Raw genomic sequence first — 25,403 nt, 5'->3', positions numbered from 1 at the left:
ATGCACGATGTGGATGTCGTCGTCGTGGGCGCGGGCCTGGCCGGCCTAAGTGCAGCCCGCAAGCTGGTTCAGGCCGGCAGGACAGTTGCCGTGCTTGAGGCGCGCGGCCGGGTGGCCGGGCGCACGCTGGGAGGATTTCTCAGCAACGGGGTGCCGGTGGAGATGGGCGGCCAATGGGTCGGCCCCACACAGGACGCGGTGCTCGGGCTCGTAGAGGAACTGGGACTCAAGACCTTCCCCAGCTTCGACCAGGGCGAAGCCCTGACCGTTTTCGACGGCAACGTGGTTCGGTACGCCGACGAGACCTTCGGCCTTCCGCCGGAGTCGGCCATGGAGGTGGGCCGGCTCTGGGAGGACCTGGAGACCTTGGCCTCGACGGTGGCGATTGAGGCACCGTGGGAAACTGACGGCGCGGAAGACCTGGACCGGCAGACGCTGGACGGGTGGCTGGTGGCCAACACCGAAGACAGCATCGCGCTGCGCTTCTTCCGCCTGGTGGTGCCTGTCCTGTTTTCCGCCGAGTCTCCGGAGCTTTCACTCCTGCACTTCCTCTTCTACGTCAGGTCCGGCACCAGCCTTGAGGCACTGATGACCATAACAGGGGGTGCCCAGGAGAGCCGCGTCGTCGGCGGCACCCACCAAATCTCCGAGCGGATGTCCGCCGAACTGGGCGGCTCGGTCCGGCTCAATACCGTGGTCCGGACCATTCGCCAGGATGAGACGGGCGTGCTTGTCGAATACGAAGGCGGCAGCGTCACGGCCGGGCGCGTCGTCGTCGCCGTACCGCAGACGCTGGCCGGCCGGCTGCGGTACGTCCCGCCCCTGCCTGCGCTGCGCGACGGGCTCACCCAGCAGATGCCGGCCGGGGCCGTGATCAAGGTCCAGGTCGGCTACGACACTCCGTTCTGGCGCGAGGACGGACTAAGCGGAGTGGTACTCAGCCTCGATGACGCATTCAACATCGTCCTGGACAACAGCCCGGACGATGGCTCCTGCGGGGTACTGGTGGGCTTCCTCGAGGGCGCCCACGCCCGCGCCGCGAACTTGATGAGCGCAGCGGAGCGCCGCGAGCTGGTTATCGCCGCGCTGGTGAAGTACTTCGGGCCGGCGGCGGCGCACCCGTTCGACGTCGTCGAGCAGGACTGGACCGCTGAAGAGTTCACCCGCGGCTGCTACGGCGGGCGGCTCGGCGCGGGCGCCTGGACCCAGTACGGTCCGGCCCTCGCTGCGCCCGTGGGCCGGATCCACTGGGCGGGCGCAGAAACCTCCACGGTCTGGAACGGCTACATGGACGGTGCCATCCGCTCCGGCCGCCGGGCCGCCGACGAGATCCTCACGAAACTCTCCTAGCCAGCGTTCTCATACGCCGCCTGACGTGCGATCTACGTCAGGCCAAGTTGCTCCTGCTGACTCGCGAGATCGTAGTAGCGGCGCTCCTCCACGATTTTGCCGGACTCGTCGAAGCGGCTGAAGAAGGCCATGGGAAACTCCAGCCGACGGCCCGTTGCCGGGATCTCTTCTGCCCCAGGCAGCTGGATGGGACCGCTGTTGGTGCCCGCGATTTTGCCCTCGCCGGCGACCAAGCGATCGTCGACCAGAATATTGTTCAGAGAGAATTGGAGGTCTGGGAATGCCTTGAGGAACGTCGCCACGTCCTGTTCAATCGCCGCCCGGCCGCGCAGCGGCTCGGGGTACTGGGGATCGACGACGACGGCGTCTTCCGCATAGAAGCTGGCAAAAGCGGGGCCGTCATGCGCGTTAACCGCCTGAGTCTGCGCCTCGAGGGCCTGCCTGACGTCTATGGGTCCCGCCTGCCCGGGGCCGCTCGTGCCGTAGCTCTGGGTGGTCATGAGAATTGCCACGAATCTGCGAATGAACATGTGCGTGCTTCTTTGCTTGAGAAGGCCTATTAAGGTGCCAGTCCCAGCCCGTGGCGTTGAGTGCGGAGCAGCAGCGAAAGTCTGCAAAAGCCTTTCGCGGTAATCCGTGAGCAGGGCCGCTTTAGAGGCGGCTATCCCAATTTTAGGACAGGAGCAGAGCGTAAAAAAGGGTCCGCGTTGACTCATCAAAGATGCCCGCGTAGCTGCTATCGAAGAATCATTCGAGAATGCCCGCGTAGCGGCGTGTCCGTCGGGGTGGTGTCCGCCGCTTCGGCATTGTGAGCCATGGAGCTTTCGATGAGTGAACGCAGGGCTGTCACGAAGGTCATCGCCACGCGGTATGCCCGGGCGGACCGGGCGGTGAAGAAGCAGATTCTCGATGAGTTGTGTGCAACGACCGGATGGCACCGGGACCACGCCCGCAAGGCGTTGCGGCAGGCCCTGGTGCTCAAGGCCGTCCGGGCCCGGGCGTCCCGGGCGCCGATCTACGGGGAACCGGTGATCGAGGCGCTGCGGTTCTGCTGGGCGGTTCAGGGAACGCCTTGCGGGCGGCTTCTGGCGGCGGCGCTGCCGGACCTGGTTCCGCGCCTGCGGCGGTTCAAGGAACTCCGTATTGATGCCGGGACCGCCGCGCAGCTGCTCAGGATCGCACCGGCGACCATCGATCGCCGGCTCAAGGCCGACCGGGCGAAACTGCAGCCCCGCGGCCGGTCCCATACCAAGCCCGGAACGCTGCTGAAGGACTCGATTCCGATCCGGACCTGGGCTGAGTGGAACGACGCGGTGCCCGGGTTTGTCGAGATTGATCTGGTCGGCCACGAGGGTGGCAACAGCCAGGGTGAGTTCTGCTTCACCCTTGATATCACTGACATCGCGACGGGCTGGACGGAAACCCGTTCGGTGATCAACAAGGCGCAGAAATGGGTGTTCGCTGCCGTCAAAGACGCGACCGCCGCGTTCCCGTTTCCCATCCTGGGCCTGGACTCGGACAACGGTTCGGAGTTCATCAACTGGGAGCTGTTCCGCTGGTGCGAACAGGAGAACCTCACCTTCACCCGCTCCCGGTCCGGGAACAAGAACGATGGCGCCCACGTCGAACAGAAGAACTGGCACATCGTCCGCCAGACCGTCGGCTATCACCGCTGCGACACGGCCGCTGAGCTGGAACTGCTTAACCGGATCTGGGCGCTCCGGAGGCTGCTGACCAACCATTTCGGGGCCCAGCAAAAACTCATGTCAAAGGTCAGGGCCGGTGCGAAGATCAGCAAGACCTACGACGCGCCAGCCACTCCATACCAGCGCGTCCTGGCCGATACCGGCACCGTCAGCAAGACCACGAAAGCCCGCCTGAAACGCGAAAACAGGCCCCTGAACCCCGCCGCCATCCAACGACAAATCCAAGCTCTCTCCGCGGAGCTCCTCACCTTGAGCACCGCGAAACGAGCCCCCGACAAGCAGCCAGCCATCCGGGCAAAACTAAATGATTCTTCGAAACAGCCCAGGCGGGCATCTTGACATGATTCCTCGGGGGGTCATCGCATGAGGCGGGGCTCGCTCCTTGGCTGCGCACGGAAGAGTTCGACATGGGCACGGAAGCGGCCCGCGAGATCCTTCCGAACGCCCGGACCGTTAAGCAATGGCTTGGGCAGCTGCCTGTATGACGGCAGGGGAGCAGGCGGGATGCCGGGCAGGACCCTTCGCCGCCTGGCGCACCTGCACGGGATCCTTGCGCTTCACGTCCCTGGCCTGGATGATCGCGGCGATGATGGTCAGGCCGACGGCGAGTATGCCAGGAAGCGCGACGGCCGCCAGCACGCCGTCGAACATCCCTGTAAAACGGCAGTCACAGTATTAAGCCGCCCGCCCACCGCTAGCTGGGACAGACCGTACCTTCACTGACGCTGCGGGGCTGTGCCTCTCCACAGAGTGTTCGTGGAGGGTGTTCAGGTTCAGGACGGACTGGACTACCTTTCTCCTATGGCCATGGGCAAGCAACGCTCTGACCCCCTGCAGGAATTTCTACTCAGAAGGAGTGGGAAAGGTCATGAATCAACGAACCAAAATATTCTTTGCCCTCGTCGTCGTGCTGCTGGTGGTTGGCGGGGCGGCACTTTTTTTCTTCGACAACACCAAAAGGAGTAGGGCCGCGGAATACAATCCGCAGGTCAACCCTGCCGATTTCACCACCGAAATCACCAATAAATACTTCGCCCTCCCCGTCGGCAAAAAATTGACTTATGAGACCACCGAGCAAGGACGCGTCACGGAGAGGATTGAAATCGAAATCCTGCAGGAGACCATGACCATAGAGGGCGTTGAGACGGCCGTCTATCTGGATAAGGAATACAAGAACGGGCAGCTCGTAGAGGAAACCCGGGATTACCTGGCACAACACAAAAACGGTGACGTGTGGTACTTCGGCGAGGACGTGAACAACTACTGGAATGGGATGCTGATGAACCACTCCGGCAGCTTTCTCCACGGAAAAGACGGGGCAAAAGCCGGCATCTGGATGAAGGCCGAGCAGCGCGTGGGCGATTCCTATAAGCAGGAATTCTACGTTGGTCATGCAGAAGATATCCGGGACACCGTCGCTACCGGCGAGACCGTCACCACGAAATCCGGCACCTACACCGACTGCGTCAAGGTTTACGACTGGACGCCGCTTGAAAAGAATGCCCGGGAGCATAAATACCACTGCCCCGAGGTCGGTGCGCTGGTCCTGACCGAGGACCTGCAGACTGGAAGCCGGTCAGAACTCGTGAATGTTGTCCAGCCCTAGCTTTCCACCAGCACATCCGCCTGCCGTCCGTACCTCCACCGCGGCGCCGCGGAAGCCATGCCGGACGATGGAACGTCCGGCCGGTGTGCGACCGACCGGACGTTCCGCTAGAAGCAGTTGCCAGAGCCTACCCCCGCGCCTGCAGCCCCGGAACTCCGTCCTGGAGCTGGAAGGAGGCCTTCGTGCTGACGGGGGATCCCGGCGTCGTGACGTAATCAAGCACGCGGAAGTCCGCGCTGAGGGCGTCCTTGGTGATCTTCGTGTTCACGTAGCCGCGGTTGTCGTTGTAGAACTTCAGGTGCGGGTTCCAGGCCATCACCGGATCGGTGGTGGAACCTGAGCCGTTGCCGGTGGAGGTGATGGACGTGCACACCAGTTCCGATCCCACCACGGGGGACGCCGGGTCCTTGTAGTCCACCTTGAGGTCGTTGGCCCAGTTGCGGTGCACGTCGCCGGTGAGGACGACGGCGTTGCGCACGTTCGCGTCCACCCAGCCCTGCGTGATGCGGCGGCGCGACGCGGCGTAGCCGTCCCAGCCGTCCATGGAGACGTCGTCGATCTCCGGGGCCTGGTTCCTGTCCTTTTCGGCGAAGAACACCTGCTGGCCCAGGATGTCCCAGCGCTGGGTGGAGTTCTTGAAGCCGTCCAGCAGCCATTTCTCCTGCTCGGCGCCGGTGATGGTGCGGTCCTCGGCCAGGCGTTCGGCTACGTTCTTGCGCCACCCGTCGCCGGCGAGCTGGTCGTCGCGGTACTGGCGGGTGTCCATCATGTGGAAGTTGGCCAGCTGGCCCCACTGGATGGTGCGGTAGATCTTCATGTCGAACCCGGCGGGCACGGACGAGGCCCGCAGCGGCATGTTCTCGTAGTACGCCTGGAACGCGGCGGCCCGGCGCTGCCGGAAACGTTCGGTGGTGTCGTTCAGCTGGGCGGCGTCCCGGTTCTCCGGGATCTCGTCCGCCCAGTTGTTGTCCACCTCGTGGTCATCCCACACCACCAGCCACGGTGCGATCGCGTGCGCGGCCTGCAGGTCGGCGTCGGACTTGTACTGGGCGTGCCGCTGCCGGTAGCCGGCCAGGCTGGAAGTCTCGGGACCCTGGTGGTCGCGCGGGTTGCCGCCGCCGATCACGTAGCTGTCCTTCTTGTACTCGTACATGTAGTCGCCCAGGTGCAGCACCAGGTCCGGGTGGTCCTGGGCGAGACGGGTGTAGGCGGTGAAGTAGCCGTGCTCGTACTGGGAGCAGCTGGCGAACGCCATGGCCAGCGCAGCCGGCGTCTCGTGCGGCGCTGGGCTGGTGAGGGTGCGGCCCACTGCACTGACGTGCCGGCCGGTGCGGAACCGGTAGAAGTATTCGCGCCCCGGCCTGAGGCCCTTGAGTTCGACGTGCACCGAGTGGGCGGTCTCGATCCGGGCCTGCTCGACGCCGCGGGCTACTACGGTGCGCATGGCGGCGTCCTCGGCCACCTCCCAGGCCACCGGGACCTGGCGGGTGGGCATGCCGCCCAGGCCGTCCTCGGCGATCGGGTCCAGCGCCAGCCGGGTCCAGATCACGAAGCCGTCCGGCCACGGCTCGCCGGAGGCGATGCCCAGCAGGAAGGGATCGGTGCGGAGGCCGGCGTCGTCCGCTGTTGAAACGGCGACGGCGGCACCCGGCCAGGCGGCGACGAGTCCGGCTCCGAGGCCGGCGGAAATCAGGGATCTGCGTGAGATGTTGTCCATGGCTTCCAACGTAGGGAGGCCGATTGGACGGGTCCTGAGGACGACATGAATGGGTGGTTAACTGCGTGACAAGAGCTGTTGACTGGTTTCGAGGGCCCAACGTGCTCCGGAACAAGGAAATCATGGATCCCCGTTACACTTGCCGGGCTGCCGGACATTAACGGGGTATGAGCTTACAAACGCATCTGGGGGAGCGTGTGGAACTGGAGAGACAAAAGCGGTTCATGGCTGCCCACGCTGCCTGCCACGACCGCATCTACCGCTACTTTCGCCGCCGGGCTGACAGCCCTTCCACCGCCGAGGATTTGTGCGCGGAAGTGTTTCGGATCGCCTGGGAGAAATCGGGCCATGGGGAGGAACTCTCTGCCATGTTCCTCTTCGGGGTGGCACAGAACGTGCTGCGCAATCATCTGAGGTCCGCCGCCCGATCGGCCAATCTCATGCTGTCGCTCCAGCTGGAACGAACCGAGCAGGCCTACGCCGACGGTTCCGTCCACGAGGCGCTGGCCCGGCTCAAGCCCGATGAGCGGGAAGTCCTGCTGCTCACGTACTGGGATGGATTCAGCTCCAGTGAGCTGTCCGACCTGCTCAACACCACCGCCACAGCCATCAGGATGCGCCTCCACCGGGCACGCAAAGCACTCGGCCGCCTGCTTGAGACTGAACGAGAGTCAGAGGAGTACCTACGATGAAGGACCTATCCGCTGCCGACGAGCAGCGCATCCTCTCCGCCGACCCCGCTGCGGATGTCACCGAGCCCGAGCTGGCACGGAGTCGGTCCCGAAGCCTGGCATTCATGGAATCCGACGTGACCCACATCTTCGCCGGCGACCCAGAAGGTTACAGAAGGCCTCCCGCAAAGCGCTGGCGGGCGGCCGGAGCCTTCCTGGCAGCAGCCGCCGTGGCCGCAGCAGTCCTCACGGCCAGCTTCCTGCAGGCTGCCCCGGTGGAAACGCCGGCCGCCACCGAATCCTTCTCGCCGCCCTCGCCGGCTGCCACCACCTCCCCGGAACCGACACCTCCCGCCGGACCTTTCCACAGCCTCTTCGTCTCGGCCGACGAAGTGCTTGTCCTGGAGGCGCTGCCCAACGCGGCCCGGAGCCTCCGGGGAGGGCTCGGCGTCGAACCCGTCAACGTGCGGCAGGTGCTGAAGGGCGATCTGACCGCGGGCGAAACCGTTCTTGACGTGGCACAAGCAGAGCGCGCGATCAACGGCTCGCTCCATTGGCGGGACAGCCAGGAGGAAGCGCCCTTTACCTACCTTGGGTTCTTCGCCAAGGGCGCCGACGGCGGGCTGCATCTGATGGAGGCGCCGCATTCGCTGCTGCAGATCCAGAACATCAGGACGGCGGCCACCGTGGATCCCGTCACTGACGAGCCGGTGGAGATTGGTGAAGACCTGCAGTCCCGCATCAACGTGGCGCCGGTTGGGGACGTGCCGGTGGCCACCCACCCCGGCGGTTCCTGGGCTGCATCCGCGCCCAATACCATCTGGGGCACCCAGGCCGCGGACGGTACCAGGGACGGCCAGGTACGCGGCTACGTTTCCCCGTCCGAGGCCTGCTTCACCTTTGAGAACAGCACCGAAAAGGTCTACCTGCGCTGGCCGGCGGGGTTCACCGCGAAGGTCACGCCTCTGATGGTGGACGCGGAAGGCCACGTTTCCTACTTTGGGACCACGCTGGCCAACAAGGCGGTCATTCTCAACGAATGGGGCTTCATCTACACGGCGGACCTTGATACGCGTCCGCAGGTTAAGGGGCAGCTGACCACAGAGACTGCATCGTGTGAGGGTGAGACCCTGCCGGTCTTCGACATATGGCCGGAACGGGCAGGAGGCAGCCCGTTCCAGAAGGGCCGCGGTGTAGTGCTGCCCACACCCTGATCATGAATGCTTGGTGGCCTTGACTGGAGCGCCAGCCGGAGCCGCTCCCAACATTTACCACTGATTTCGTCATCGCATGGCTCTGCAGCGGTGGTGGACACCCGTCGGATGCGAGCGTACCGAAATCTTCGTCTCCTCAATGGTGGGGATGTTCGCTACCCGGCCCGGTCCCGTCAAACAAGCACACGGCAGTGTGCCGCTTGAGGTGAACGGCGGCCTGCTGAATGATGGACTGATGTTCGAGGGTTTCGTCATTGAAGACATTGCTGTGGACGGGGCGGTTGTCCATGCCCGGCATAGCGGGGAGGGACCTGCCGTGCTCCTGCTGCACGGGCACCCCCGCACCGGTGCGACCTGGCACCGGGTGGCGCCGGCATTGGCAGAGAAGGGTTTCAGGGTGATTGTCCCCGACCTGCGCGGGTATGGCGCATCTCGCGGGCCGGCACCCACCCTGGATCACGCGCCCGCCTCAAAGCGAGCGATGGCGGGCGATCTCGTTAATCTCATGAAGGCCCTGGGGATTGAGAAATTCTCCGTTGCGGGCCACGATCGCGGAAGCTACGCGGCTTTCAGGCTGGCCATGGATCATCCGGAAGTGGTGTCCCGGGTGGCGCTGCTTGACTGCGTTCCCATAGTGGAGCACCTCGAACGCATCAGTGTCGAGTTCGCCACCCAGTGGTGGCACTGGTTTTTCTTCGCCCAGCCGGATACTCCCGAACGCGTGACCAACGCTGACCCGGACAGCTGGTACCACGGCGACCCGCGACGGATGGGTGGCGGAAACTACAAGGAGTGGCGAGCCGCTACCCGCGATCCTGTTGTGGTGCGGGGCATGCTGGAGGACTACCGGGCCGGTCTGACCATTGACCGGGCCCACGAAGAAGCAGACCGTGCAGCCGGCCGCCGATTGGACCTTCCCCTCCTGGTCCTCTGGTCGCTGCGCGATGACCTCGAACAACTGTGCGGCGACCCGCTCGTTATCTGGCGCGACTGGGCGACCAACGTGCAGGGACGGGGCATCGACTCCGGACACCACATGGCTGAGGAAGCACCGGAGATACTAACCGAGGCGCTGGCGGACTTCTTCGAAGGTTGAGCCACTATCCCGATCGGTTGGGCAGGTGATTGGTAAGCCCACCCAAGCAGGTCAGCCGCCCAGGGATCTCCCTGGGCGGCTGACGATACCGGCCCGGCGTTTACCAGCCGGGCAGGGACTCGCTTACTTGAGCCAGGAGGTCACGACATCCTGGTGTGCGTCCACCCACTTCTTGGCCGCGGCCTCGGGCGTCATGCCGCCCTGTATGTCCGTGGCTACGGCGTTCTGGTCCTCGTTGGTCCACTTGAAGCCCTTGGCCAGCTTTGCTGCGGGTGAGCCGCTGTCCGCGAACTTCTTGGAGATGATCTTGTTGAGCGTGTACGTCGGGTAGTCACAGGCCACTTTTTCGGCGTCGGAGTCGCACCCCGGCGTCCAGGCCGGCAGGGAGACCTTCTTCAGTGGAACCTCGGACAGGAACCACTGCGGCTCGTAGAAGTAGCCCAGCAGGGGTGTCTTATTCTGCTCCGCCGTCCGGAATGACTGGATCAGGGCGGCCTCCGAACCGGAGAACACCACCTTGTAATCCAGGCCCAGGTTCTTTACCAGGGCCTCGTCGTTGGTGACGAAGGCGGGATCGCCGTCGAGGAGCTGGCCTTTCCCACCCGATTCGGACGTGGCGAACATCGAGGCGTACTTGTTCAGGTTCTTCGAGTCCGTGATGTCCGGGTACTTTTCGGCCATCCATGGCGGTACGTACCAGCCGATCTGCCCTTCGTTGCCGGTGGGACCGGCGTCGACGGCCACCTTCTGGTCCGTGATGTACTGCTTAACCAGGTCATCATGGCCCCAGTTTTCGATGATGACGTCCACCTCGCCTGAGGCAAAACCCTGCCAGGAGATCTGCTCATTCAGGTCCTTCTGGACCACGGAGCAGCCAAGCTGGTTCTTCGCCACATAGCTGTACACGGCCGCATTCGCCGTGTAGCCCACCCAGGCATTGAGCGCCACATTAACGGCTCCGCAGGGCGCATCCGTGGCACCGGCGGGGGCAGCCACCTGGTTCACGGAGGCACCGCCGCAGCCTGACAGCAGCAGGGCAGCGGCAGCAGCACTTGCTACTGCCGGGACAGTTCGTTTCAACAGCAGTCGAGCTTTTTTCATTTGTTACGTCTCCTTGTTGGGGGGGGCGGGAGGGCGTGGGGTCCTGTGCCGAAGCGCGGGGCGGTTGCGCTGCGACCTGGCGCAGCGCGCCTATTCGCAGGTCGGTTATGTTGCGGGGGTCTTGCTTGAGGGGATTTTCCGCAGCGGTGCCGCTGCGGCCGCCTGGGTCATCCTGTCCAGCAGGATGCCGAGGAAGACAATGGCAAGGCCTGCGGCGAGGCCCTTGCCGAAGAGGGTACTTTGGACAAAGCCGGCGACGACGTCGTACCCGAGGCCACCTGCGCCGACCAGTGCACCGACCACCACCATGGCCAGGACATAGATCAGGCCCTGGTTGGCGGCGAGGGCCAGTGTTTGCCTGGCCATCGGAAGCTGGACCTTGGTGATGACCTGCCAGGGGGTGGAGCCGCTGGAGATGGCAGCTTCGACAACAGTCGGGGAAATCGCTGCAATGCCGTCAGCGGTGATCTTGATGGCCACGGGCGCGGCGTAGATGATGCCGGCAATGATCGCCGTGAAGCGGGTGGCGCCGAAGAGGCCCAGAAACGGAACCAGGTACACAAAGGCGGGCATTGTCTGGCCGGCGTCCAGCATAGGCCGCAGGATCTGGTCCACCCGCTCGGACCGTCCCATTGCGACGCCGAAGATGATGCCCAGGACCATGACCACTGCTGTGGCTACCAGCGTTCCGGCCAGGGTGACCATGGAGTCGCTCCAGAGGCCGAGGCAGATGATCACACCCAGGCACGCGGTGGTGATTGCCGCGAGCTTCCAGCCGCCCAGCGCGTAGGCCGCGATGGCAATGACGGCCACGAGGATGTAGAAAGGGGTGTCCGTGAGCAGGGACTGGAACGGGTTGAGGATTCCGGTGGTGACGGCCTCCCGGAAGGACACCGTGAACAGGGACAGGTTGTTCTGCATCCACTGGCTGGCTGAGCTCACGGCCTGGATGATCGCCGGGCCGATGTTGAGGTCTTTCGGGAACGCCGCAGCCCACAGCATGCTGCGGGAGAGCTGCACCATGGCCAGTGCCAGCACCAGCGTGACGCCGAGGAGGAGGTACCTGGTCTTGCGGGAAACCCTGCGGTTCCGGGCCGCCCCGGGTTCTGCCCGGCGGCTCGCAGCCGTGGTCACGCGGTCCAGCACGATCGCGAGCAGGACGATGGAGAGCCCGGCGTTTACGGCAGTGCCAACGTCAAGCGATTGCAGCGCACGGACCACCACCTGCCCAAGCCCCGGGGCTGCAATCAGTGCCGCGATGGTGACCATGGACAGGGCCGCCATAGTGCTTTGGTTGATGCCCATGACAATGGTGCGCCGGGCCATTGGGAGCTGCAGGGTGAGCAGCCGTTGCAGGCCCGTTGTACCCAGCGAGTCGGAGGCTTCGCGGGTGTTCTCCGGGATGGCGCGGATGCCGTGCGCCGTCAGGCGGATAACGGGCGGCGCTGCGTAGATCACCGTGGCGATAACGGCCGATGCCGGGCCGATGAGGAAGATCAGGGCCAGCGGGGCCAGGTAAACGAATGTGGGCAGCGTCTGCATGAAGTCCAGTACCGGCGTGATCACCTTGGCAACCCGGCCGTAGATGCCGGCCAGGACACCGAGCGGGATCCCGACCAGGAGGGTCAGCAGCACGGCGGTGAGGACCAGGGCGAACGCGTACGTGGCCTCGACGAACAGGCCCTGGAGGCCGAAGAACGTAAAGACGGCGACTGTCAGCAGGGCCACCCGGGCGTTTCCGACGGCGAAGGCTATCCAGCCCAGCAGGCCCACGGTTCCGAGCCAGCCGATTTCCGGCAGGCGCAGGCCGGTGGAACTCGCGGCGAAGATGGTGGTGAAGAGGTTGGCCACGCTGTCCACTGCTGCCCTGAGGGGCGTGAAGATGTACAGGAAGACCGGGTTGTCGGCGCGGTTGGCTGCCACCCATGCGTTGAACTGGTTCAGGGAGCGGTGCAGGTCCGTCAGTTCGGAGGCGGGCAGGGCCAGGGTGGACGTCCCGTGCAGGAACAGGAATCCCAGGATCCAGACGACGACGGCGGCTGCCAGCAGCGTGGTGCGGCGGCTCGGCCGGCGGCGGGGTTCCTTAACAGCGGGGGGTGCGGGCTGCACCGACGATCGATCACGGACGAGGGTAGACATCATGCAGCAGCTTCCGCGGGCTGCAGCACTGACAGGATGCTGTCGCGGTCGATCTGCCCGGTGATCCTGCCGGCGTCCTCGACGAGAACCGGGCAGGCGGAGTGCATTACCGCTGCTATGGCATCGCGGATAATCATCCGGGAACTGAGGACCGGCGCGTCTCCCGGCGTTCCGGCCGCAACGGGCCGGGTGATCCATTTCAGGGTCAGGACATCCGCGCGGGGGACCTCGGACACAAAATCCTCGATGTACTTGTCTGCCGGGGATCCCACCAAGTCGTCTCCCGTGCCGCACTGGACCGTCTCGCCGTTGCGCATGATCAGGATGCGGTCTCCGAGCTTGAGGGCCTCGGAGAGGTCATGGGTCACGAACACCATGGTCTTGCCCATTTCCTTGTGCAGCCGGATGACTTCCGCCTGCATGTCGCGCCGGATGAGCGGATCCAGCGCGGAGAAGGGCTCATCGAAGAGGATGGTGTCCGGATCGCCGGCCAGGGCCCGGCCAAGGCCGACGCGCTGCTGCATTCCCCCGGAGAGCTGGTCCGGGTAGTGCTGTTCGTAGCCTTTCAGGCCAACCAGCTCGATGATTTCCCGCGCCCTGGCGTAGCGTTCGTCCTTGGCCGCACCGCGGATCTGCAGCCCGTAGGAGACGTTGTCCAGCACGGTCCGGTGCGGGAGGAGGCCGAAGTGCTGGAACACCATGGACATCTTCCGCCGGCGCAGTTCCCGCAGTTCCGCCAGGCCTGCCTGCAGGACATCCTTGCCGTCCACCAGTACCTGCCCGGAGGTGGGCTCGATCAGCCGGGTCAGGCAGCGGACCAAGGTGGATTTCCCGGATCCGGAAAGCCCCATGACCACGAAAACCTCGCCTTTGGCGACGTCAAAACTGAGGTTCCGCACGGCCGCCACGCAGCCGGTGCGTTCCAGCAGTTCCGCTGAGCCGAGGGCCGACAGTTCCGGATCGTTGGGGATCTTGTCGCCCCCGGGGCCAAAGACCTTCCATAGGTTGCGCACTGAGATGTCTGGACTGTTCATTGCTGTACTCCTGCCTGTCGAGGCTCGAACCAATGGCTGGGCTTCGGATTGATGTTTTGCCAGATGTGCTTGGTTTCGCGGTACTCCGCAAGACCCTGGAGTCCCAGCTCACGTCCGTTTCCGGACTTGCCGAATCCGCCCCACTCGGCCTGGGGAACGTAGGGATGGTAGTCGTTGATCCACGCTGTGCCCTGCCGGAGCGCCCCGGCCACGCGCTGTGCACGCGATCCGTCGCGCGCTCTCAGCCTTCCACCCAGCCGTCGGCAAGCGACGCATCCTGGTGGGTGCAGGTGTCGTCCAGGGCGAACAGCTCGCCGTCCCTCCGTGTGGAGGACGGCGATGGGTGGGGACGTAGCGAGGCGGACGGCGTCTCCGGGGGCCAACGCGGTGAGTGGGCAGGCAGCGTGCATCTGTGAAAATCTCTTTCTTTGTTGCGGGCTCAGCCGGAATGGCCGGGTTGTGTCATCATCAACGCCAGTCGCAATACGCAACAGAGTGAAAGATCTCACTCCGCTTTGTCAAGGGTTCCCTGCTAATAAAATCAACCCTTGACACCTCCCTGTGGTCTGGTGACGCCATCTCAGATACAGAATGTTGTTGCGTTATACGCACTCCGCGCCCGCTAGGGCAAGGAAGGGCGCCATGCAGACTTTGGCGCCCCTGTCCCAGGACTTCCTGGCGGCAAAGATCACCGTCCAGGACCTGGGGCTGGAGAGTCCGAGGATGCTCAAGGCACCGATCCGCTCCGTGCGGAGTGGCCGTTGGGAGCAGCGGCCCGCAGCCTGGATGCCGCCACCAGGACGCTGACTCTCACTGATGGCACGGAAATAAAGGCCGATGGCATCGTCATCGCCACGGGGCGTCCGCCGGACGCTGCCGGTCCTCGCGGGCCTGGCTAACGTCCGCCCACTGCGGACGCTGGAGGATGCGCAGGATCTGGCCCGCCAACTGGTACCGGGCACCAGGCTTGTCATTGTGGGAGCCGGCTTTATCGGTGCCGAGGTCGCCTCCACCGCCCAAGCCCTCAGAGCCAAGGTCACGGTTGTCTGTTCGGACGCTGTTCCGCTCAGCCGCCCCTTTGGACGGGACATGGCGGCCGACATCTCGGCGTTACATGAAATTAACGGGTGGAGCTGATTTGTGACGCCGCCATCGAGTCGTATTACGTGGGCCGGAGCGGTGGAGGAACAAGCGGGTACACGCCTTCTGGCAGAGCGTTGAAAACCCCCTTTGAACACCCTGCCGACCGCATGGGACGAGCGGATACGGCTCCCCACGGGCGAAACGATCCGACGGCGCGACGCAGCGTCGCCGTCGCAGCCGTCCATGAAGACGTCGTCGATCTCCGGCGGCTGAAGGCGCTGACTGAACCCGGACTCTACGATGGCGAGACGCCCGGGGAGGTCGTCGCTGAAGGTGAGTCCGCCGTCGTCGAACAGGCCCGGCAGTGGCCCCTACTTGCGGGTGTTCAGGGCGTCGAACTGCTCCTGCCAGAGGGAAAGCTCGCGGTCCACGTACCGCCTGTGCGAAGCAGTCCATTTGGGCCATATGTCGGACTCTATTTGGGGTTCGGCCCGGACAAGGACCGGGGGTTTGTTCCGGACGGGGACGGGGACCCGGGGTTTGTTCCGGGCCGGGACGGGGACCCGGGGCTTTAGGTCCATGAGCCAGAGTATTAGTCTGCACAGGACCCAGAGGGTGACGGACAGGACCAAGCCAACGAGCAGGAAGGCAATCCATAACAGGAGTCCGATTGCGGGAAAGACCACCATGATCCATTTTACCTATCCGGCCCTCGTTTGGATCAGGTGGTACTAGAGGATTTGGTAGTGATTGTGCATGCCACCGGCAGCAGTCCAGGAGAAAGCCGGAACGGCTGACGGGATGCCCGACCTGCAACGAGACGTCTACTGCCCGCTGTTTCGACAAAGTAGGCTCGGCGATGTCGATCTCAGGACCTCGGCCTCGACATCTTAGGTGTCAAGGCCGTATGGCCACGTTCCAGAAAGGCGCAAGCTCATGAAGTTCGTCATTCTTATCCACTCCAACCCCCAGCCATGGGGACACCCAACAGGTGACTACGTCGCCGAGAACCAGGCGCTGCCCAAGGAGCAGCGCGAGCAGATGAATGCCGAGTTCGACGCGCTGCTCACGCAGTTGCAAGCCAACGGGGAACTCCTTGGCGGCGAAGCGCTGGCCGACCCGGCGACGTCGAGGCTGTACCGGTGGCAGTCGGGCAAGCCAATCGCCACCGACGGGCCGTACGCAGAGTCCAAGGAGCAGTTCGCCGGGTTCTTTATGATCGACGTTGCCACCCGAGAGCGGGCCGAGGAGGTCGCGGCCGCGTTCTCCGGCCCTGGCGAGACCATCGAGCTGCGTCCCGCGATGTGGCCCGGGGGCAACGATCAGTGAGCCCCGATCGCTAGAGGATGTGTGGCGTTCGGAGACGCCACACATCCTCGCGGCACTGCTGCGCCGCAGCGGCGACTTCGAAGCCTGTGAGGACGCCGTTCAGGAAGCGCTGCTAGCGGCCGCCGGACAATGGCCGGCGCAAGGTGTGCCGGATGACCCCCGCGGGTGGCTCATCCGTGTCGCCTCGCGCAAGCTCATCGATCAGCAGCGCAGCCATGCCGCCCGCACCCAGCGCGAGCTCGATGCCGCGACACGAGCCCCGGCCGATGCCCGTTACGTGGCATCGGCTGACAGTTCGGCTTTTGAGGCCCGTGGCGATGACACACTGCAGCTGCTGCTCCTGTGCGCCCACCCCGCACTCAGCGACGCCTCGCAGGTCGCCCTCACCCTGCGGGCCGTCGCTGGGCTGTCCACGGCGCAGATCGCCGCCGGATTCCTCGTCCCCGAGGCCACGATGGCGCAGCGCATCAGCCGAGCCAAGGCGACTCTTCGCACGGCAGGAGCAAACTTCGAATCCCCGACCTGGGCAGAACTGCCGGACCGGCTGCACGTGGTGCGCCACGTCCTGTATCTCGTCTTCAATGAGGGATATACGGCATCCAGCGGTGCGGGTCTCGTCGACGTCGACCTTGCCGATGAGGCGATCCGCCTCGCGGAGCGGTTGCACCGCTCGGTCCCCGAGGACACTGAGACCAGTGGACTCCTCGCCCTGATGCTCCTGACTCACGCGCGTACACCCGCGCGCACCGACCCCCACGGTGACTTGGTGCCTCTCGCCGAACAGGACCGGACCCGGTGGCATCGCGACATGATCGTGCGCGGAACTACGCTCATCGAGCAGGCCCTTCCTGGCGGACCAGTCGGTCCGTTCCAGCTTCAGGCAGCCATCGCTGCGATCCATGACGAGGCCGCTACCGCAGAGGCCACCGACTGGCTGCAGATCACCATGCTGTACCGCATGCTCAACCAGCTCGCGCCCTCGCCCACGGTGACCCTTAACCTTGCCATCGCCGTCGGCATGGCACACGGGCCAGATGCCGGGATGGCCGCCCTCGCACCACTGCTCGAGAGGGCTGACCAGCAACGCAACCACCGCGTCCACGCCGCACACGCCCACCTCCTCGAACTGACTGGTGACGCTGCTGCAGCCAAGAACGCCTACCGCTTGGCTGCCAGGCTCACCGACAGCATCCCCGAACAGCGATACCTCAACCGAAAAGCCGGAATGCACGACACGTGGTCCAAGACACCATAGGATTCCAGGACGCGCCGCCGATCACGGCGGCATTCGGAACTGGATCCTGAAAGTTGAAGTACCGCGACTCCTTCCTAAGCCCGGACCTCGCGCTCTACGGTTGCCTTATGGCTCGAATGACACCGCAGGAAGCGACGGCTGTGAACGTGCTGCTCGGATACTTTGCAGGTAGGCCCGAGCTGCCGCCTCGGGAGATTGTGCGGTCTCTCGAAATACTGGCAAATCGGGCGCACAATCGGTTGCAGGCTGGTTGGGACGAAGTAGCGGTGCGTCGCCAATGGCCATACGCATATGAGGATGACGTACGAGAACAAGACAGCTCGGGCCAGCCCCCGGAAGACCAGGACTAGGACTCGGGGTCCAGCGGCAGCCGTGATAACGGGCCTTGATATGCAAGCCATTACTTGCCTATAGTTATCCAATGGTCGATGTGTTCCGAGCTCTGGACGATGAGACGAGGCGCCTCGTCCTTGACGAACTGTCAGCGCGCGACGGGCAGACCCTGTTTGAGATCTGTTCTGTGCTCGCGATGCGCCATGGCCTCAGCCTCACTCGCCAAGCGATCTCGCAGCACCTTGGTGTGCTTGAGTCGGCGGGACTCGTCGAGACGGAGCGACGCGGACGCTCCAAGTTCCATTACTTCAACCCCGAGCCCCTCGCCGAAATCACCGGACGATGGCCCACCAGAAAGCGGACGGAACAATGAAAATTGCCCTGACGAGCTTGTTCGTCGACGACCAGCGAGCAGCCCTCGCCTTCTACACCGAGGTGCTCGGCTTCAATAAGCGCCATGACATCCCCCTCGGTGACGACTTCTGGCTCACCGTCGTGTCGCCTGAATCGCCTGACGGTCCGGAGCTGTTGCTGGAGCCGGCGGGCCACCCAGCTGTGAAGCCGTATCGGGATGCCCTAGCCGAAGACGGTATCCCGCTGGCTCAATTCGCCGTCGACGACATCGAAGCGGAGCACGCCCGGCTGACCAGCAAGGGCGTGGTGTTCACGCAGCCACCGACTGACATCGGCACCGCTTTCGTGGCCGTCTTTGATGACACGTGCGGCAACCTCATTCAGCTCATCGAAATGAAGCCGGACGAGAACCACGCCGACGCCCATTGAGAGATGGAGGCGTTGCGTAGTCCGTCTGTCGTGGCATGACGGCAGTTACCGGCGGGCCGGAATAATGTTCACGTTCGCATCCTTGTCTCTTGACAGTCAGCAAAGGCACCGAGCTGCCGGCTACTCGAGAAGGGGAGGATACGCATGTCGGAAAATCCGGAGCGCACAGAAGAGCTAAAGCCCGGGTCCGAAGATGGTGGGTTGACGCCCGCGGCTTCCGCTGAGCCGGCTGGACCTGATTTAGGGATCCGGCACGAAACGTTCGTGATCTCCCATTACATCGCCGCACCGCCACACAAGGCGTTTCAGGCTTTTGCCGATACTGCGATTTGGCGGCGATGGTTCAAGCTTCCTGGCAGCGACGCTTCGTATGGTCACGACTTCCGTGTAGGGCATGGAGACAGGGCAACGAGCGTCTTCACCTCCAGCGACATGCCATCAGAATCTCTTCGTTACCAGTCCAGATACATCGACATTGTCCCTGCTCGCAGAATCGTCTACACCTACGAGGCGGTCGTCGACGATGTCTTGAGGTGGGCCTCGCTCGCGACCATCGAATTCGACGCAGCCCAGGACGGCACCCAGTTACGTTGGACGGAGCAAGTTGTATTCGTCAAACTCTCGGGAGACGGAAGCCACGATCTCCCGCACCTCCGGGGAGCGACCCGCCTCCGCCTGAACGGCCTCCTGTCAGCCCTGGATTGAGGACGCAGGACGGGCCGGAACATTCCAGCCCGTCCTGGAGCAGATTCAATGGCATCTTTGACCTTGCCCGGAGCGTCCACGTCCACAAGGAATCGATTGTTCCCTCATGCCACCTTCCGGGGCTTGATGACCAGCCCGATGACGGCTGCCAGCGCGAGGGCGGAGAGGATGGTCGCCGACCAGAACCCGGCCCGTCCGCCGGTCAGGAAGTCGCCTGGGACAGCGAAGGCCGCATAAGTCGAAGCCACGATGGCCAGTCCGACGGCGCCGCCAAGTTGCTGCATGGTCTGGAAAAGCCCGGAGGCCGACCCTGCGTGCTCGGGTTCGACGTCTCGAAGCGCGAGCGTCGTGAGCGGCATGAACGTCATGCCGGCCGAGATTCCCGTCAAGAGCAGGGCAGCCATGACGATCACGAACGGGGTGTCCGGACCCAGTTGCGTGAGCGGCAGGAAGGCGACCACACGAAGGGCGGCGCCGACGATGACCAGGCGGACGGCCCCGAAACGCTCGACCAGTCGCGGGACGATCCGCGACATCGCGAAGATGCTCAGGGGCATCGGCAGGAACGCCAGCCCCGTCAGCAGCGGCGTGAGGTGCAGATCGTTTTCGAGGTACTGGACCATGAGGAAGAACATCGCCAGCATCCCGCCGTAGGTGGCCGCCATCGCCGCCAGCGCCGCCACCCGGCTCGGGCTGCGGAGCAGCTGCGGGCGGAGCAGGGGATGGGCCACCCTCCGCTCGGTGAAGGCGAGCACGGTGATCAGCGCTGCGCCGACCACGAGCCCGCCGATCGTGCGGGGACTGGACCAGCCGTCGTCGCCCGCCTGGATGAGGGCCCACACGATGGCGACGGCGCCGCCCGTTGCGGACACCGCTCCAAGAACGTCGAAGCGCCCGGGTCTCCGGGGAGTTTCGGCGACGAGGCGGGGCACGGCAAGGAGGACGACGACGCCGATCGGCACGTTGATGAAGAGGGTCCACCGCCAGCTCGTGAGGTCGGTGAGCAGGCCGCCGAGGATGAGCCCGAGCGCTCCGCCCATCGAGGCGACGGCGGAGAACAGTGCGAGTGCCCGGTTCCGCGCGCCGTCGTCCCGCGCGCTCGTCGTGATGAGCGCCAGCACGCTCGGGGCGGCGAACGCGGCACCGAGGCCCTGGAGTGCGCGTGCGATGACGAGGAGGAGGGGTGAGGTGGCCAGCCCGCCGAGCAGCGAGAAGACCGTGAAGACTGCGACGCCCACCAGGAACGTGCGGCGACGGCCGAAGACGTCCCCGATCCGTCCGCCGAGCAGCAGGAGGCCGCCGAAGGCAAGGGCGTAGCCGTTCAGGACCCAGCTGAGCTCGGCCCGGGTGAAATCGAGGTCTGTGGCGATGTGGGGGAGCGCGACGTTCACGACAGTCGCGTCGAGGACAAGCATGAGTTGGGCAAGCATGACCAGCCAGAGGCCGATGCTGCCGGCGCGGCGGCCGGATGGCACGATCCCGGCGGGCGCCTGTGTGGCGATTGTGGATGTCATGATCTGGTGTCCTGTTCTAGCCGAAGGCTGACGTACACTAAGAGGAGAGATGCTCCGGTTAGAACTATACGGAGACACTCTCCGTTTGGCAACCATGTTTTGGAAGGTGTTTCTGTGCGCGCTGACGCCCAACGCAACCGCGACCGGATCGTGGAGGTTGCCCGTTCGTTCTTCCGCGCCAAAGGCTTCGACGCCGTGTCGATGGATGAGGTCGCCAAGGGGGCCGAGGTGGGCCCCGGCACGCTGTACCGGCACTTCCCGACCAAGGAGTCGCTGTACGACGCGGTCCTCGAGGCGTGGGCGGGGAAGGTCAACGCCGCTGTCGACAGCGCGCTGGCGCTCGATGCCCCCGCGCGGGAGAAGCTGCTGACCTGGCTGACCGACTATGCGGCCATGCTGACAGAGCACAAGGGTGCCGCCGCGCGGATCACCGCTGCCTTGGGCGATCCCGGGTCTCCCTTCGCAGCAAAGTGCACCACGTACGTCAATGCGAATCAGCGCCTGATTGACGGGTTGGACTCGGCCCTGCGCCCCGGGGTCGAGGCAATGCAAATCAGCCGGCTTGTCGGCGGCATGGCTGCAGTCGCAGATAACAGCGAGCTTCCCGCCGAGTCACTCGCACCGATGCTTGCGATCGTGGCTGACGGACTGCTCGCTCCCTGACGGGTTCTGCTGTCCTTTTCTGGAAGTACGACGGCGGCGCTTGCCGCGGGTGCGTCTCTCGCCGATACTTTTTAGGGCCTTTCCCCCTATCCGGCCGGCGCAGGCAGGCGCAGGATAGCCCTATGAAAAAACTCCTGATCGCCGGATTCACCGCAGCAATTATGGGGGTTGGGGCACTCACGTTCGCCGCCCCGGGCAACACAGCGCCCGAGCAGTCACACATCACGGGGCAAGTCATCGTTAAGTTCGGCGACGATCGCGCGGCAGCGGGCGTACTTCGCCAGCATGGCCTCAGCGAGGGCCCTGGAATCGGCAGCACTGGCGCTCATCTTATTAAGGTGCCTGCCGGCAAGGAACTTCAACTCATCGAAGCCTTAAGCCGGAACCCGGCTGTTGAGTACGCCGAGCCGGACGAGGTGGTTACTGCCGCTACAGATGACCAGTACTTCCCTCGCCAGTACGCGCTACAGAATACCGGTCAGTCCTTTACTAACACCGCCGGAACGCTGACCATAGCCAGCGGCAAAGTGGACGCTGATGTGGACGCCGTCGAAGCGTGGAACGTCACCACCGGGAGCGGCATTAAAGTCGCTGTTCTCGACTCAGGAGTCGCAAACGACAACGACGACATCAACCCCAAGGTTGTTGCACGAGCCAACTTCACTAATGGGGAAACCGGTGACGACAATTATGGCCACGGCACCCACATGGCCGGCACTGTTGCCGCCACCGCCGACAACACTCACGGTGTGGCTGGTACGTGCAGGGGGTGCAACATCCTGGACGGCAAAGTTCTGAACGACAGCGGGGTTGGATCCAGCTCGGGCCTTGCGGAAGGTATCAACTGGTCGGTCAGTAATGGCGCGAAGGTTATCAACATGAGCCTCGGAGTGCGCGCGTCACGTACTCTCGAAACTGCCGTCAATAACGCCTGGAGTAAGGGTGTTGTGCTCGTTGCCGCAGCAGGCAACGGCGGTAACCAGACCAAGATTTACCCAGGCGGATACCCCAACGTCATTGCCGTCGCCGCTACCGACAACTTTGACGCCAAAGCATCCTTCTCGACCTACGGCGCCGCGTGGGTGGATATCGCAGCGCCTGGTGTCAATGTCTACTCGACCTTCCCGAACCACCCCTTCGTCCTGGGTACGCAGAACAACCGCTCCCAGGGTTATGACGTCGGCAATGGCACCTCAGTGTCCTCAGCAATTGTGGCCGGCGTTGCCGCGCTCGCCTGGAGCTCGCATCCTGGCGCCACTCACACGTCAGTCCGTGCATATGTCGAATCAACAGCAGACAAAATTACCGGCACTGGCACCTACTGGCAGCATGGCCGCGTGAACGCAGGCAACGCGGTGCGGTAGTCGGGCGCTAGCGACTGGCTTCGTCAAGGTGCTGGTGAAGGGGCGCTTCGCCTGTCTGGAAATCGGCGTCGACCGAATCGGCGGCGGAAGCGCAGGGGGATTGCGTCGAGGAACGCTCGGGCCACAGGACCAGCGCGACGGCGGCGGACCCGAGGATCAGGCCGGCGAGGGTGCCCGGAGTGAACGGTTCCCCGAACAGGAGAGCCCCGGCGACGGCGGTGGTCGGGGCGACCAGGAACAGGAGGGCATTGAGCGTGGTGACGCCGATCCGGCGCAGGAGGAACCAGTACAGGCCGTAGGCGATGAGGGTGGGGACGATCGCGATCACCAGGGTGGAGATCCAGAACTCCGGCGTGGCCGGCGGGGCTAGGGTTCCGGTGAGGAACGCGAGCAGGGCAACCGCCACGAGAGTGACGGCGGCATGCGTGGACAGGGTGGCAACGACGCCCAGGCGTGCCGAGGTGCGGCGCTCCAGGAATGTTGCCGCGACGAGGCTCGCGAGGGCGACGAGCGGGAGCAGATAAGCGGGGCCCGGAGACGCGACGGCGGATGCGTCCGAAGCCACGATCAGGGCGACGCCACTGGCGCCGAACACGAGGCCGAGCCATTGGAGGGCCCGGACGCGGAGCCCGAGGAGCGGGCCGACGAGGGTGGCGACGACAAGGGGCTGGATGGCATCGATAAGCGCGGTGGTCCCCGACGAGACGCCGGCGGCGATGGCCAGGTAGATAGGTACGACGTAGCCGAATTGGGCGAAGAAGCCGATGACGAGATGGGGGCGGATGAAGCGCCAGGACGGCACGTCCGCGCCGGGAATGACTGAGCCGCGGAAGGGCCTCCCGGGGTGGTTTTTCGAACCGCTGCCGTCCGCCCGACGACGGGTGATGCTTACTCGGAGGGCGGTTCCGGCGAGGGCGAGCGCCAGGATCACCACGACAATGAGGAAGCGCCAGAAGACTACCGTGAGCGCCGGGGCGCCGGCGGTGCCGATCTTGGCTACAAGAAAACCGGAACTCCAACTGAGAACGAACGCGACGGAAGCACCGATCAGGACAATGCGCTGAGGTATACCGTTCTGTTTACTCATGCTCATTAGTATACAGAACGGTATAGTTGATGCATGATGTCAGAAGATCGCCGTGAAGAGCTGGCCCGGGACACAAATGAGCTGCCCAAGTACACGAAAGGAGCGGAACGGGTTCTGCGCGCCGCGTCCGAGCTGTTCTATCGAGAAGGAATCCACGCGGTAGGGGTGGATACGATCGCCGCGGCGGCCGGCGTAACCAAGAAGACTCTGTACGACCGGTTCGGTTCGAAAGAGGCGCTGGCGGTGGCTTACCTCCGACGGCGGGACGCCCGGTGGCGCGAGTACCTCGAAAATGAACTCGCGGAGGTACCCGCAACCGGCAACGAGCGGATCCTCGCGATTTTTGACATCTCCGGGCGGTGGGCCGTCGACAATAGCGAGAAAGGGTGTTGCGCGATCAACGCGCGGGCCGAGACAGGTGACCCGGAGAGCCCTATCGCGACGGAAGCGATCCGCCAAAAGAAATGGTTGAGGGACCTGCTCGAGCAACTGTGCAGGCAAGCGTCCATTGCTGATCCTGCCCAGACAGCCGATTCGTTGATGCTTCTGTACGAAGGCGGGCTCGTGACAATGGGAATGGGTACCTTCCCGGAGCCCTTCGCGGTAGGGCGAAACGCAGCAGCGCGACTGCTCGCCACCAGTTAGTCTCCTGGCGTCTCAGCTCTTTGGTGACTGCAAAGTCAGGAGCCAGCGGATGCCTCGCTCCCGCTCTCTGCCCGCGCCCAGTGCCTGCGCAGCATCTCCGCCAGCCGCTGGGGCTCGATCCGGTGTGGCGGGTCGAAGTGGTGGCGCTTGGGGAACACTTCCAGGTGGAAGTCCGGGAAGAAGACCCGAGACAGGCGGCTGGCAATCTCGCCGTATTCGTCCGGATTGCTTAGGCCGCCAAGGGCAAAGAACACCGGCCGGTTGAACTTGGCGAGCCGCTCCCTCTCCAGGTCATAGCTCTTGAAGGTCCGCAGGAAGGCTTTGATGCCGGCTGGCCGCTTCGCCATCCACGGCGGCGGGGCGCCTTCGGGCGGTGGCGGAAGGACGACGTCGGGCCTCACCCCCAGCCTCATGAACTCCAGCATGAACTCATCCGGAGGGAGTCCTTCCAGCTCCTCGTACTTCTTCCACAGTTCCGTGTGGGCCGGGCTCCAGTCCCAGCTTCCGGCCCAGGCGGGCTCGAGCAGCGCAAGGCTCAGCAGGCGTTCGGGGTGTTTGGCGGCGAAGGCCAGGGCCGCTGCGCCGCCGCCGGAGTATCCGACAAGGTGGAACGTCTCCCAGCCGAGGGCGTCGGCCTCCCGCAGGACGCCGTCGATCTCAGTGTCCAGGCTCCAGCCGGGCGGGGGCTCGTCGCCCTCGTAGAGTTCCAGCTCCTTGGCGATGGCTTCCACGCCGGGGGCCAGGGCTTGAATCAAATCGCCATAGGCCAGCTGGGCAGGGAGCACGCTCCCGGGAAGCAGGATGGCCCGAATCGGTTCCATGGGAGAACCCTACGCCGGGTGTCCCGGCCGGCCAACAGGTGTCAGCGGTGTCCTTCCGGGAGAGGCCCGGGCAGGCCCATTGGCCGTCCGATATGCTGTCCCCATCGGCTGCTGATCCTGGAATTCCGGCTGCCGGTTTTGCGACGTAGCCAGGGCTCGTCGCGGCGCAGCAGTAGGAGGTGAAACG

At 64.4% G+C, this 25,403-nt stretch carries 26 protein-coding genes and 2 pseudogenes; 17 read left to right on the top strand and 11 right to left on the bottom strand.

All coding sequences use genetic code 11. The features are described 5' to 3' along the window. Positions 1-1,350: a flavin monoamine oxidase family protein gene (locus QFZ30_RS15035; protein ID WP_307077526.1), complete on the top strand. Its 1,350-nt coding sequence runs from the start codon at positions 1-3 to the stop codon at positions 1,348-1,350. Between the two features lie 32 nt (positions 1,351-1,382). Here QFZ30_RS15035 and QFZ30_RS15030 read toward each other — a convergent pair whose 3' ends face one another. Beyond that, on the bottom strand, positions 1,383-1,850 hold the full coding sequence (locus tag QFZ30_RS15030) for an ester cyclase (RefSeq protein ID WP_307077525.1): 468 nt from the start codon (positions 1,848-1,850) through the stop codon (positions 1,383-1,385). A gap of 327 nt (positions 1,851-2,177) precedes the next feature. Here QFZ30_RS15030 and QFZ30_RS15025 point away from each other — a divergent pair, with 327 nt between their 5' ends. Beyond that, entirely contained in the window at positions 2,178-3,395 is a 1,218-nt protein-coding gene (locus QFZ30_RS15025; protein WP_307077523.1) for an integrase catalytic domain-containing protein, read from the top strand. A gap of 114 nt (positions 3,396-3,509) precedes the next feature. On the opposite strand, the gene QFZ30_RS15020 is transcribed toward QFZ30_RS15025, so the two are convergent. Then, positions 3,510-3,707 carry a hypothetical protein gene (locus QFZ30_RS15020; protein WP_307077522.1) on the bottom strand — a complete coding sequence of 66 codons (198 nt, stop codon included), beginning with the start codon at positions 3,705-3,707 and terminating at the stop codon, positions 3,510-3,512. A 217-nt stretch (positions 3,708-3,924) separates the two neighbouring features. On the opposite strand from QFZ30_RS15020, the gene QFZ30_RS15015 reads away from it, so the two are divergent. Next, positions 3,925-4,662, top strand: coding sequence for a hypothetical protein (locus tag QFZ30_RS15015; RefSeq protein WP_307077521.1), 738 nt, complete (start codon positions 3,925-3,927; stop codon positions 4,660-4,662). A 127-nt stretch (positions 4,663-4,789) separates the two neighbouring features. Here the strand turns inward: QFZ30_RS15015 and QFZ30_RS15010 are convergent, their stop codons facing one another. Further along, positions 4,790-6,379 carry an alkaline phosphatase D family protein gene (locus tag QFZ30_RS15010; protein WP_307077520.1) on the bottom strand — a complete coding sequence of 530 codons (1,590 nt, stop codon included), beginning with the start codon at positions 6,377-6,379 and terminating at the stop codon, positions 4,790-4,792. A gap of 167 nt (positions 6,380-6,546) precedes the next feature. On the opposite strand from QFZ30_RS15010, the gene QFZ30_RS15005 reads away from it, so the two are divergent. From QFZ30_RS15005 to QFZ30_RS14995, 3 genes are all read left to right on the top strand, one after another. After that, positions 6,547-7,071, top strand: a complete 525-nt coding sequence (locus QFZ30_RS15005) for an RNA polymerase sigma factor (protein WP_307077519.1) — start codon at positions 6,547-6,549, stop codon at positions 7,069-7,071. Further along, a complete protein-coding gene (locus QFZ30_RS15000; protein ID WP_307077518.1) occupies positions 7,068-8,264 on the top strand; it encodes a hypothetical protein in 1,197 nt (398 codons plus the stop codon). The genes QFZ30_RS15005 and QFZ30_RS15000 overlap by 4 nt, the downstream gene beginning before the upstream one ends. A 76-nt stretch (positions 8,265-8,340) precedes the next feature. Next, positions 8,341-9,360, top strand: a complete 1,020-nt coding sequence (locus QFZ30_RS14995; RefSeq protein WP_307077517.1) for an alpha/beta fold hydrolase — start codon at positions 8,341-8,343, stop codon at positions 9,358-9,360. 123 nt (positions 9,361-9,483) lie between these two features. Here QFZ30_RS14995 and QFZ30_RS14990 read toward each other — a convergent pair whose 3' ends face one another. The 5 genes and pseudogenes from QFZ30_RS14990 to QFZ30_RS14970 all read right to left on the bottom strand — a co-directional run. Then, a complete protein-coding gene (locus QFZ30_RS14990; RefSeq protein ID WP_307077516.1) occupies positions 9,484-10,461 on the bottom strand; it encodes an ABC transporter substrate-binding protein in 978 nt (325 codons plus the stop codon). Positions 10,462-10,566: 105 nt separating this feature from the next. Beyond that, on the bottom strand, positions 10,567-12,603 hold the full coding sequence (locus QFZ30_RS14985) for an ABC transporter permease (RefSeq protein WP_307077515.1): 2,037 nt from the start codon (positions 12,601-12,603) through the stop codon (positions 10,567-10,569). Beyond that, positions 12,600-13,634, bottom strand: coding sequence for a quaternary amine ABC transporter ATP-binding protein (locus QFZ30_RS14980; RefSeq protein WP_307077510.1), 1,035 nt, complete (start codon positions 13,632-13,634; stop codon positions 12,600-12,602). The genes QFZ30_RS14985 and QFZ30_RS14980 overlap by 4 nt, the downstream gene beginning before the upstream one ends. Continuing rightward, positions 13,631-13,867: pseudogene (locus tag QFZ30_RS14975) on the bottom strand (aldehyde dehydrogenase family protein); the annotation flags it as partial. The gene QFZ30_RS14980 and the pseudogene QFZ30_RS14975, both read right to left, overlap by 4 nt. Before the next feature lie 11 nt (positions 13,868-13,878). Next, positions 13,879-14,044, bottom strand: a pseudogene (locus QFZ30_RS14970) (Rieske 2Fe-2S domain-containing protein); the annotation flags it as partial. Between the two features lie 232 nt (positions 14,045-14,276). Here QFZ30_RS14970 and QFZ30_RS14965 point away from each other — a divergent pair. The 8 genes from QFZ30_RS14965 to QFZ30_RS14930 all read left to right on the top strand — a co-directional run bounded on the left by QFZ30_RS14965 (position 14,277) and on the right by QFZ30_RS14930 (position 19,122). Next, positions 14,277-14,441 carry a hypothetical protein gene (locus QFZ30_RS14965; protein ID WP_307077509.1) on the top strand — a complete coding sequence of 55 codons (165 nt, stop codon included), beginning with the start codon at positions 14,277-14,279 and terminating at the stop codon, positions 14,439-14,441. Between the two features lie 30 nt (positions 14,442-14,471). Continuing rightward, positions 14,472-14,771, top strand: a complete 300-nt coding sequence (locus QFZ30_RS14960; RefSeq protein ID WP_307077508.1) for an FAD-dependent oxidoreductase — start codon at positions 14,472-14,474, stop codon at positions 14,769-14,771. 113 nt (positions 14,772-14,884) lie between these two features. Then, the gene (locus QFZ30_RS14955; protein ID WP_307077507.1) at positions 14,885-15,292 is read left to right on the top strand and encodes a hypothetical protein; all 408 of its coding nucleotides are present in this window, start codon (positions 14,885-14,887) and stop codon (positions 15,290-15,292) included. 361 nt (positions 15,293-15,653) lie between these two features. Continuing rightward, positions 15,654-16,046, top strand: coding sequence for a YciI family protein (locus tag QFZ30_RS14950; protein ID WP_307077506.1), 393 nt, complete (start codon positions 15,654-15,656; stop codon positions 16,044-16,046). A gap of 19 nt (positions 16,047-16,065) precedes the next feature. Beyond that, on the top strand, positions 16,066-17,301 hold the full coding sequence (locus QFZ30_RS14945; RefSeq protein ID WP_307077505.1) for an RNA polymerase sigma factor: 1,236 nt from the start codon (positions 16,066-16,068) through the stop codon (positions 17,299-17,301). A gap of 421 nt (positions 17,302-17,722) precedes the next feature. Then, a complete protein-coding gene (locus QFZ30_RS14940) occupies positions 17,723-18,007 on the top strand; it encodes an ArsR/SmtB family transcription factor (protein ID WP_307077504.1) in 285 nt (94 codons plus the stop codon). Next, on the top strand, positions 18,004-18,417 hold the full coding sequence (locus QFZ30_RS14935; RefSeq protein WP_307077502.1) for a VOC family protein: 414 nt from the start codon (positions 18,004-18,006) through the stop codon (positions 18,415-18,417). The genes QFZ30_RS14940 and QFZ30_RS14935 overlap by 4 nt, the downstream gene beginning before the upstream one ends. 144 nt (positions 18,418-18,561) lie before the next feature. Next, positions 18,562-19,122 (top strand): SRPBCC domain-containing protein, encoded by a 561-nt coding sequence (locus tag QFZ30_RS14930; RefSeq protein WP_307077500.1) that lies wholly within the window; start codon positions 18,562-18,564, stop codon positions 19,120-19,122. A 104-nt stretch (positions 19,123-19,226) separates the two neighbouring features. Here the strand turns inward: QFZ30_RS14930 and QFZ30_RS14925 are convergent, their stop codons facing one another. Continuing rightward, positions 19,227-20,636, bottom strand: a complete 1,410-nt coding sequence (locus QFZ30_RS14925; RefSeq protein WP_307077498.1) for an MFS transporter — start codon at positions 20,634-20,636, stop codon at positions 19,227-19,229. 114 nt (positions 20,637-20,750) lie between these two features. On the opposite strand from QFZ30_RS14925, the gene QFZ30_RS14920 reads away from it, so the two are divergent. Beyond that, complete coding sequence (locus QFZ30_RS14920) at positions 20,751-21,299, top strand: TetR/AcrR family transcriptional regulator (protein ID WP_307077496.1); 549 nt, start codon at positions 20,751-20,753, stop codon at positions 21,297-21,299. Positions 21,300-21,421: 122 nt separating this feature from the next. After that, complete coding sequence (locus QFZ30_RS14915; RefSeq protein ID WP_307077494.1) at positions 21,422-22,663, top strand: S8 family serine peptidase; 1,242 nt, start codon at positions 21,422-21,424, stop codon at positions 22,661-22,663. Positions 22,664-22,670: 7 nt separating this feature from the next. Here the strand turns inward: QFZ30_RS14915 and QFZ30_RS14910 are convergent, their stop codons facing one another. Further along, on the bottom strand, positions 22,671-23,750 hold the full coding sequence (locus QFZ30_RS14910; protein WP_307077489.1) for a DMT family transporter: 1,080 nt from the start codon (positions 23,748-23,750) through the stop codon (positions 22,671-22,673). Positions 23,751-23,783: 33 nt separating this feature from the next. Between QFZ30_RS14910 and QFZ30_RS14905 the strand changes: the two genes are divergently transcribed. Then, positions 23,784-24,395, top strand: coding sequence for a TetR/AcrR family transcriptional regulator (locus QFZ30_RS14905; RefSeq protein ID WP_307077488.1), 612 nt, complete (start codon positions 23,784-23,786; stop codon positions 24,393-24,395). Positions 24,396-24,430: 35 nt separating this feature from the next. Here the strand turns inward: QFZ30_RS14905 and QFZ30_RS14900 are convergent, their stop codons facing one another. Continuing rightward, on the bottom strand, positions 24,431-25,216 hold the full coding sequence (locus QFZ30_RS14900; RefSeq protein WP_307077486.1) for an alpha/beta fold hydrolase: 786 nt from the start codon (positions 25,214-25,216) through the stop codon (positions 24,431-24,433). Positions 25,217-25,403 lie beyond the last annotated feature (187 nt).

The sequence above is a fragment of the Arthrobacter pascens genome, assembly GCF_030815585.1.
In the GTDB taxonomy this organism is placed as follows: Bacteria; Actinomycetota; Actinomycetes; order Actinomycetales; family Micrococcaceae; genus Arthrobacter; species Arthrobacter pascens_A.
Note: the sequence above shows the minus strand (reverse complement) of the source record. Positions and strands in the feature narration are given on the sequence as shown.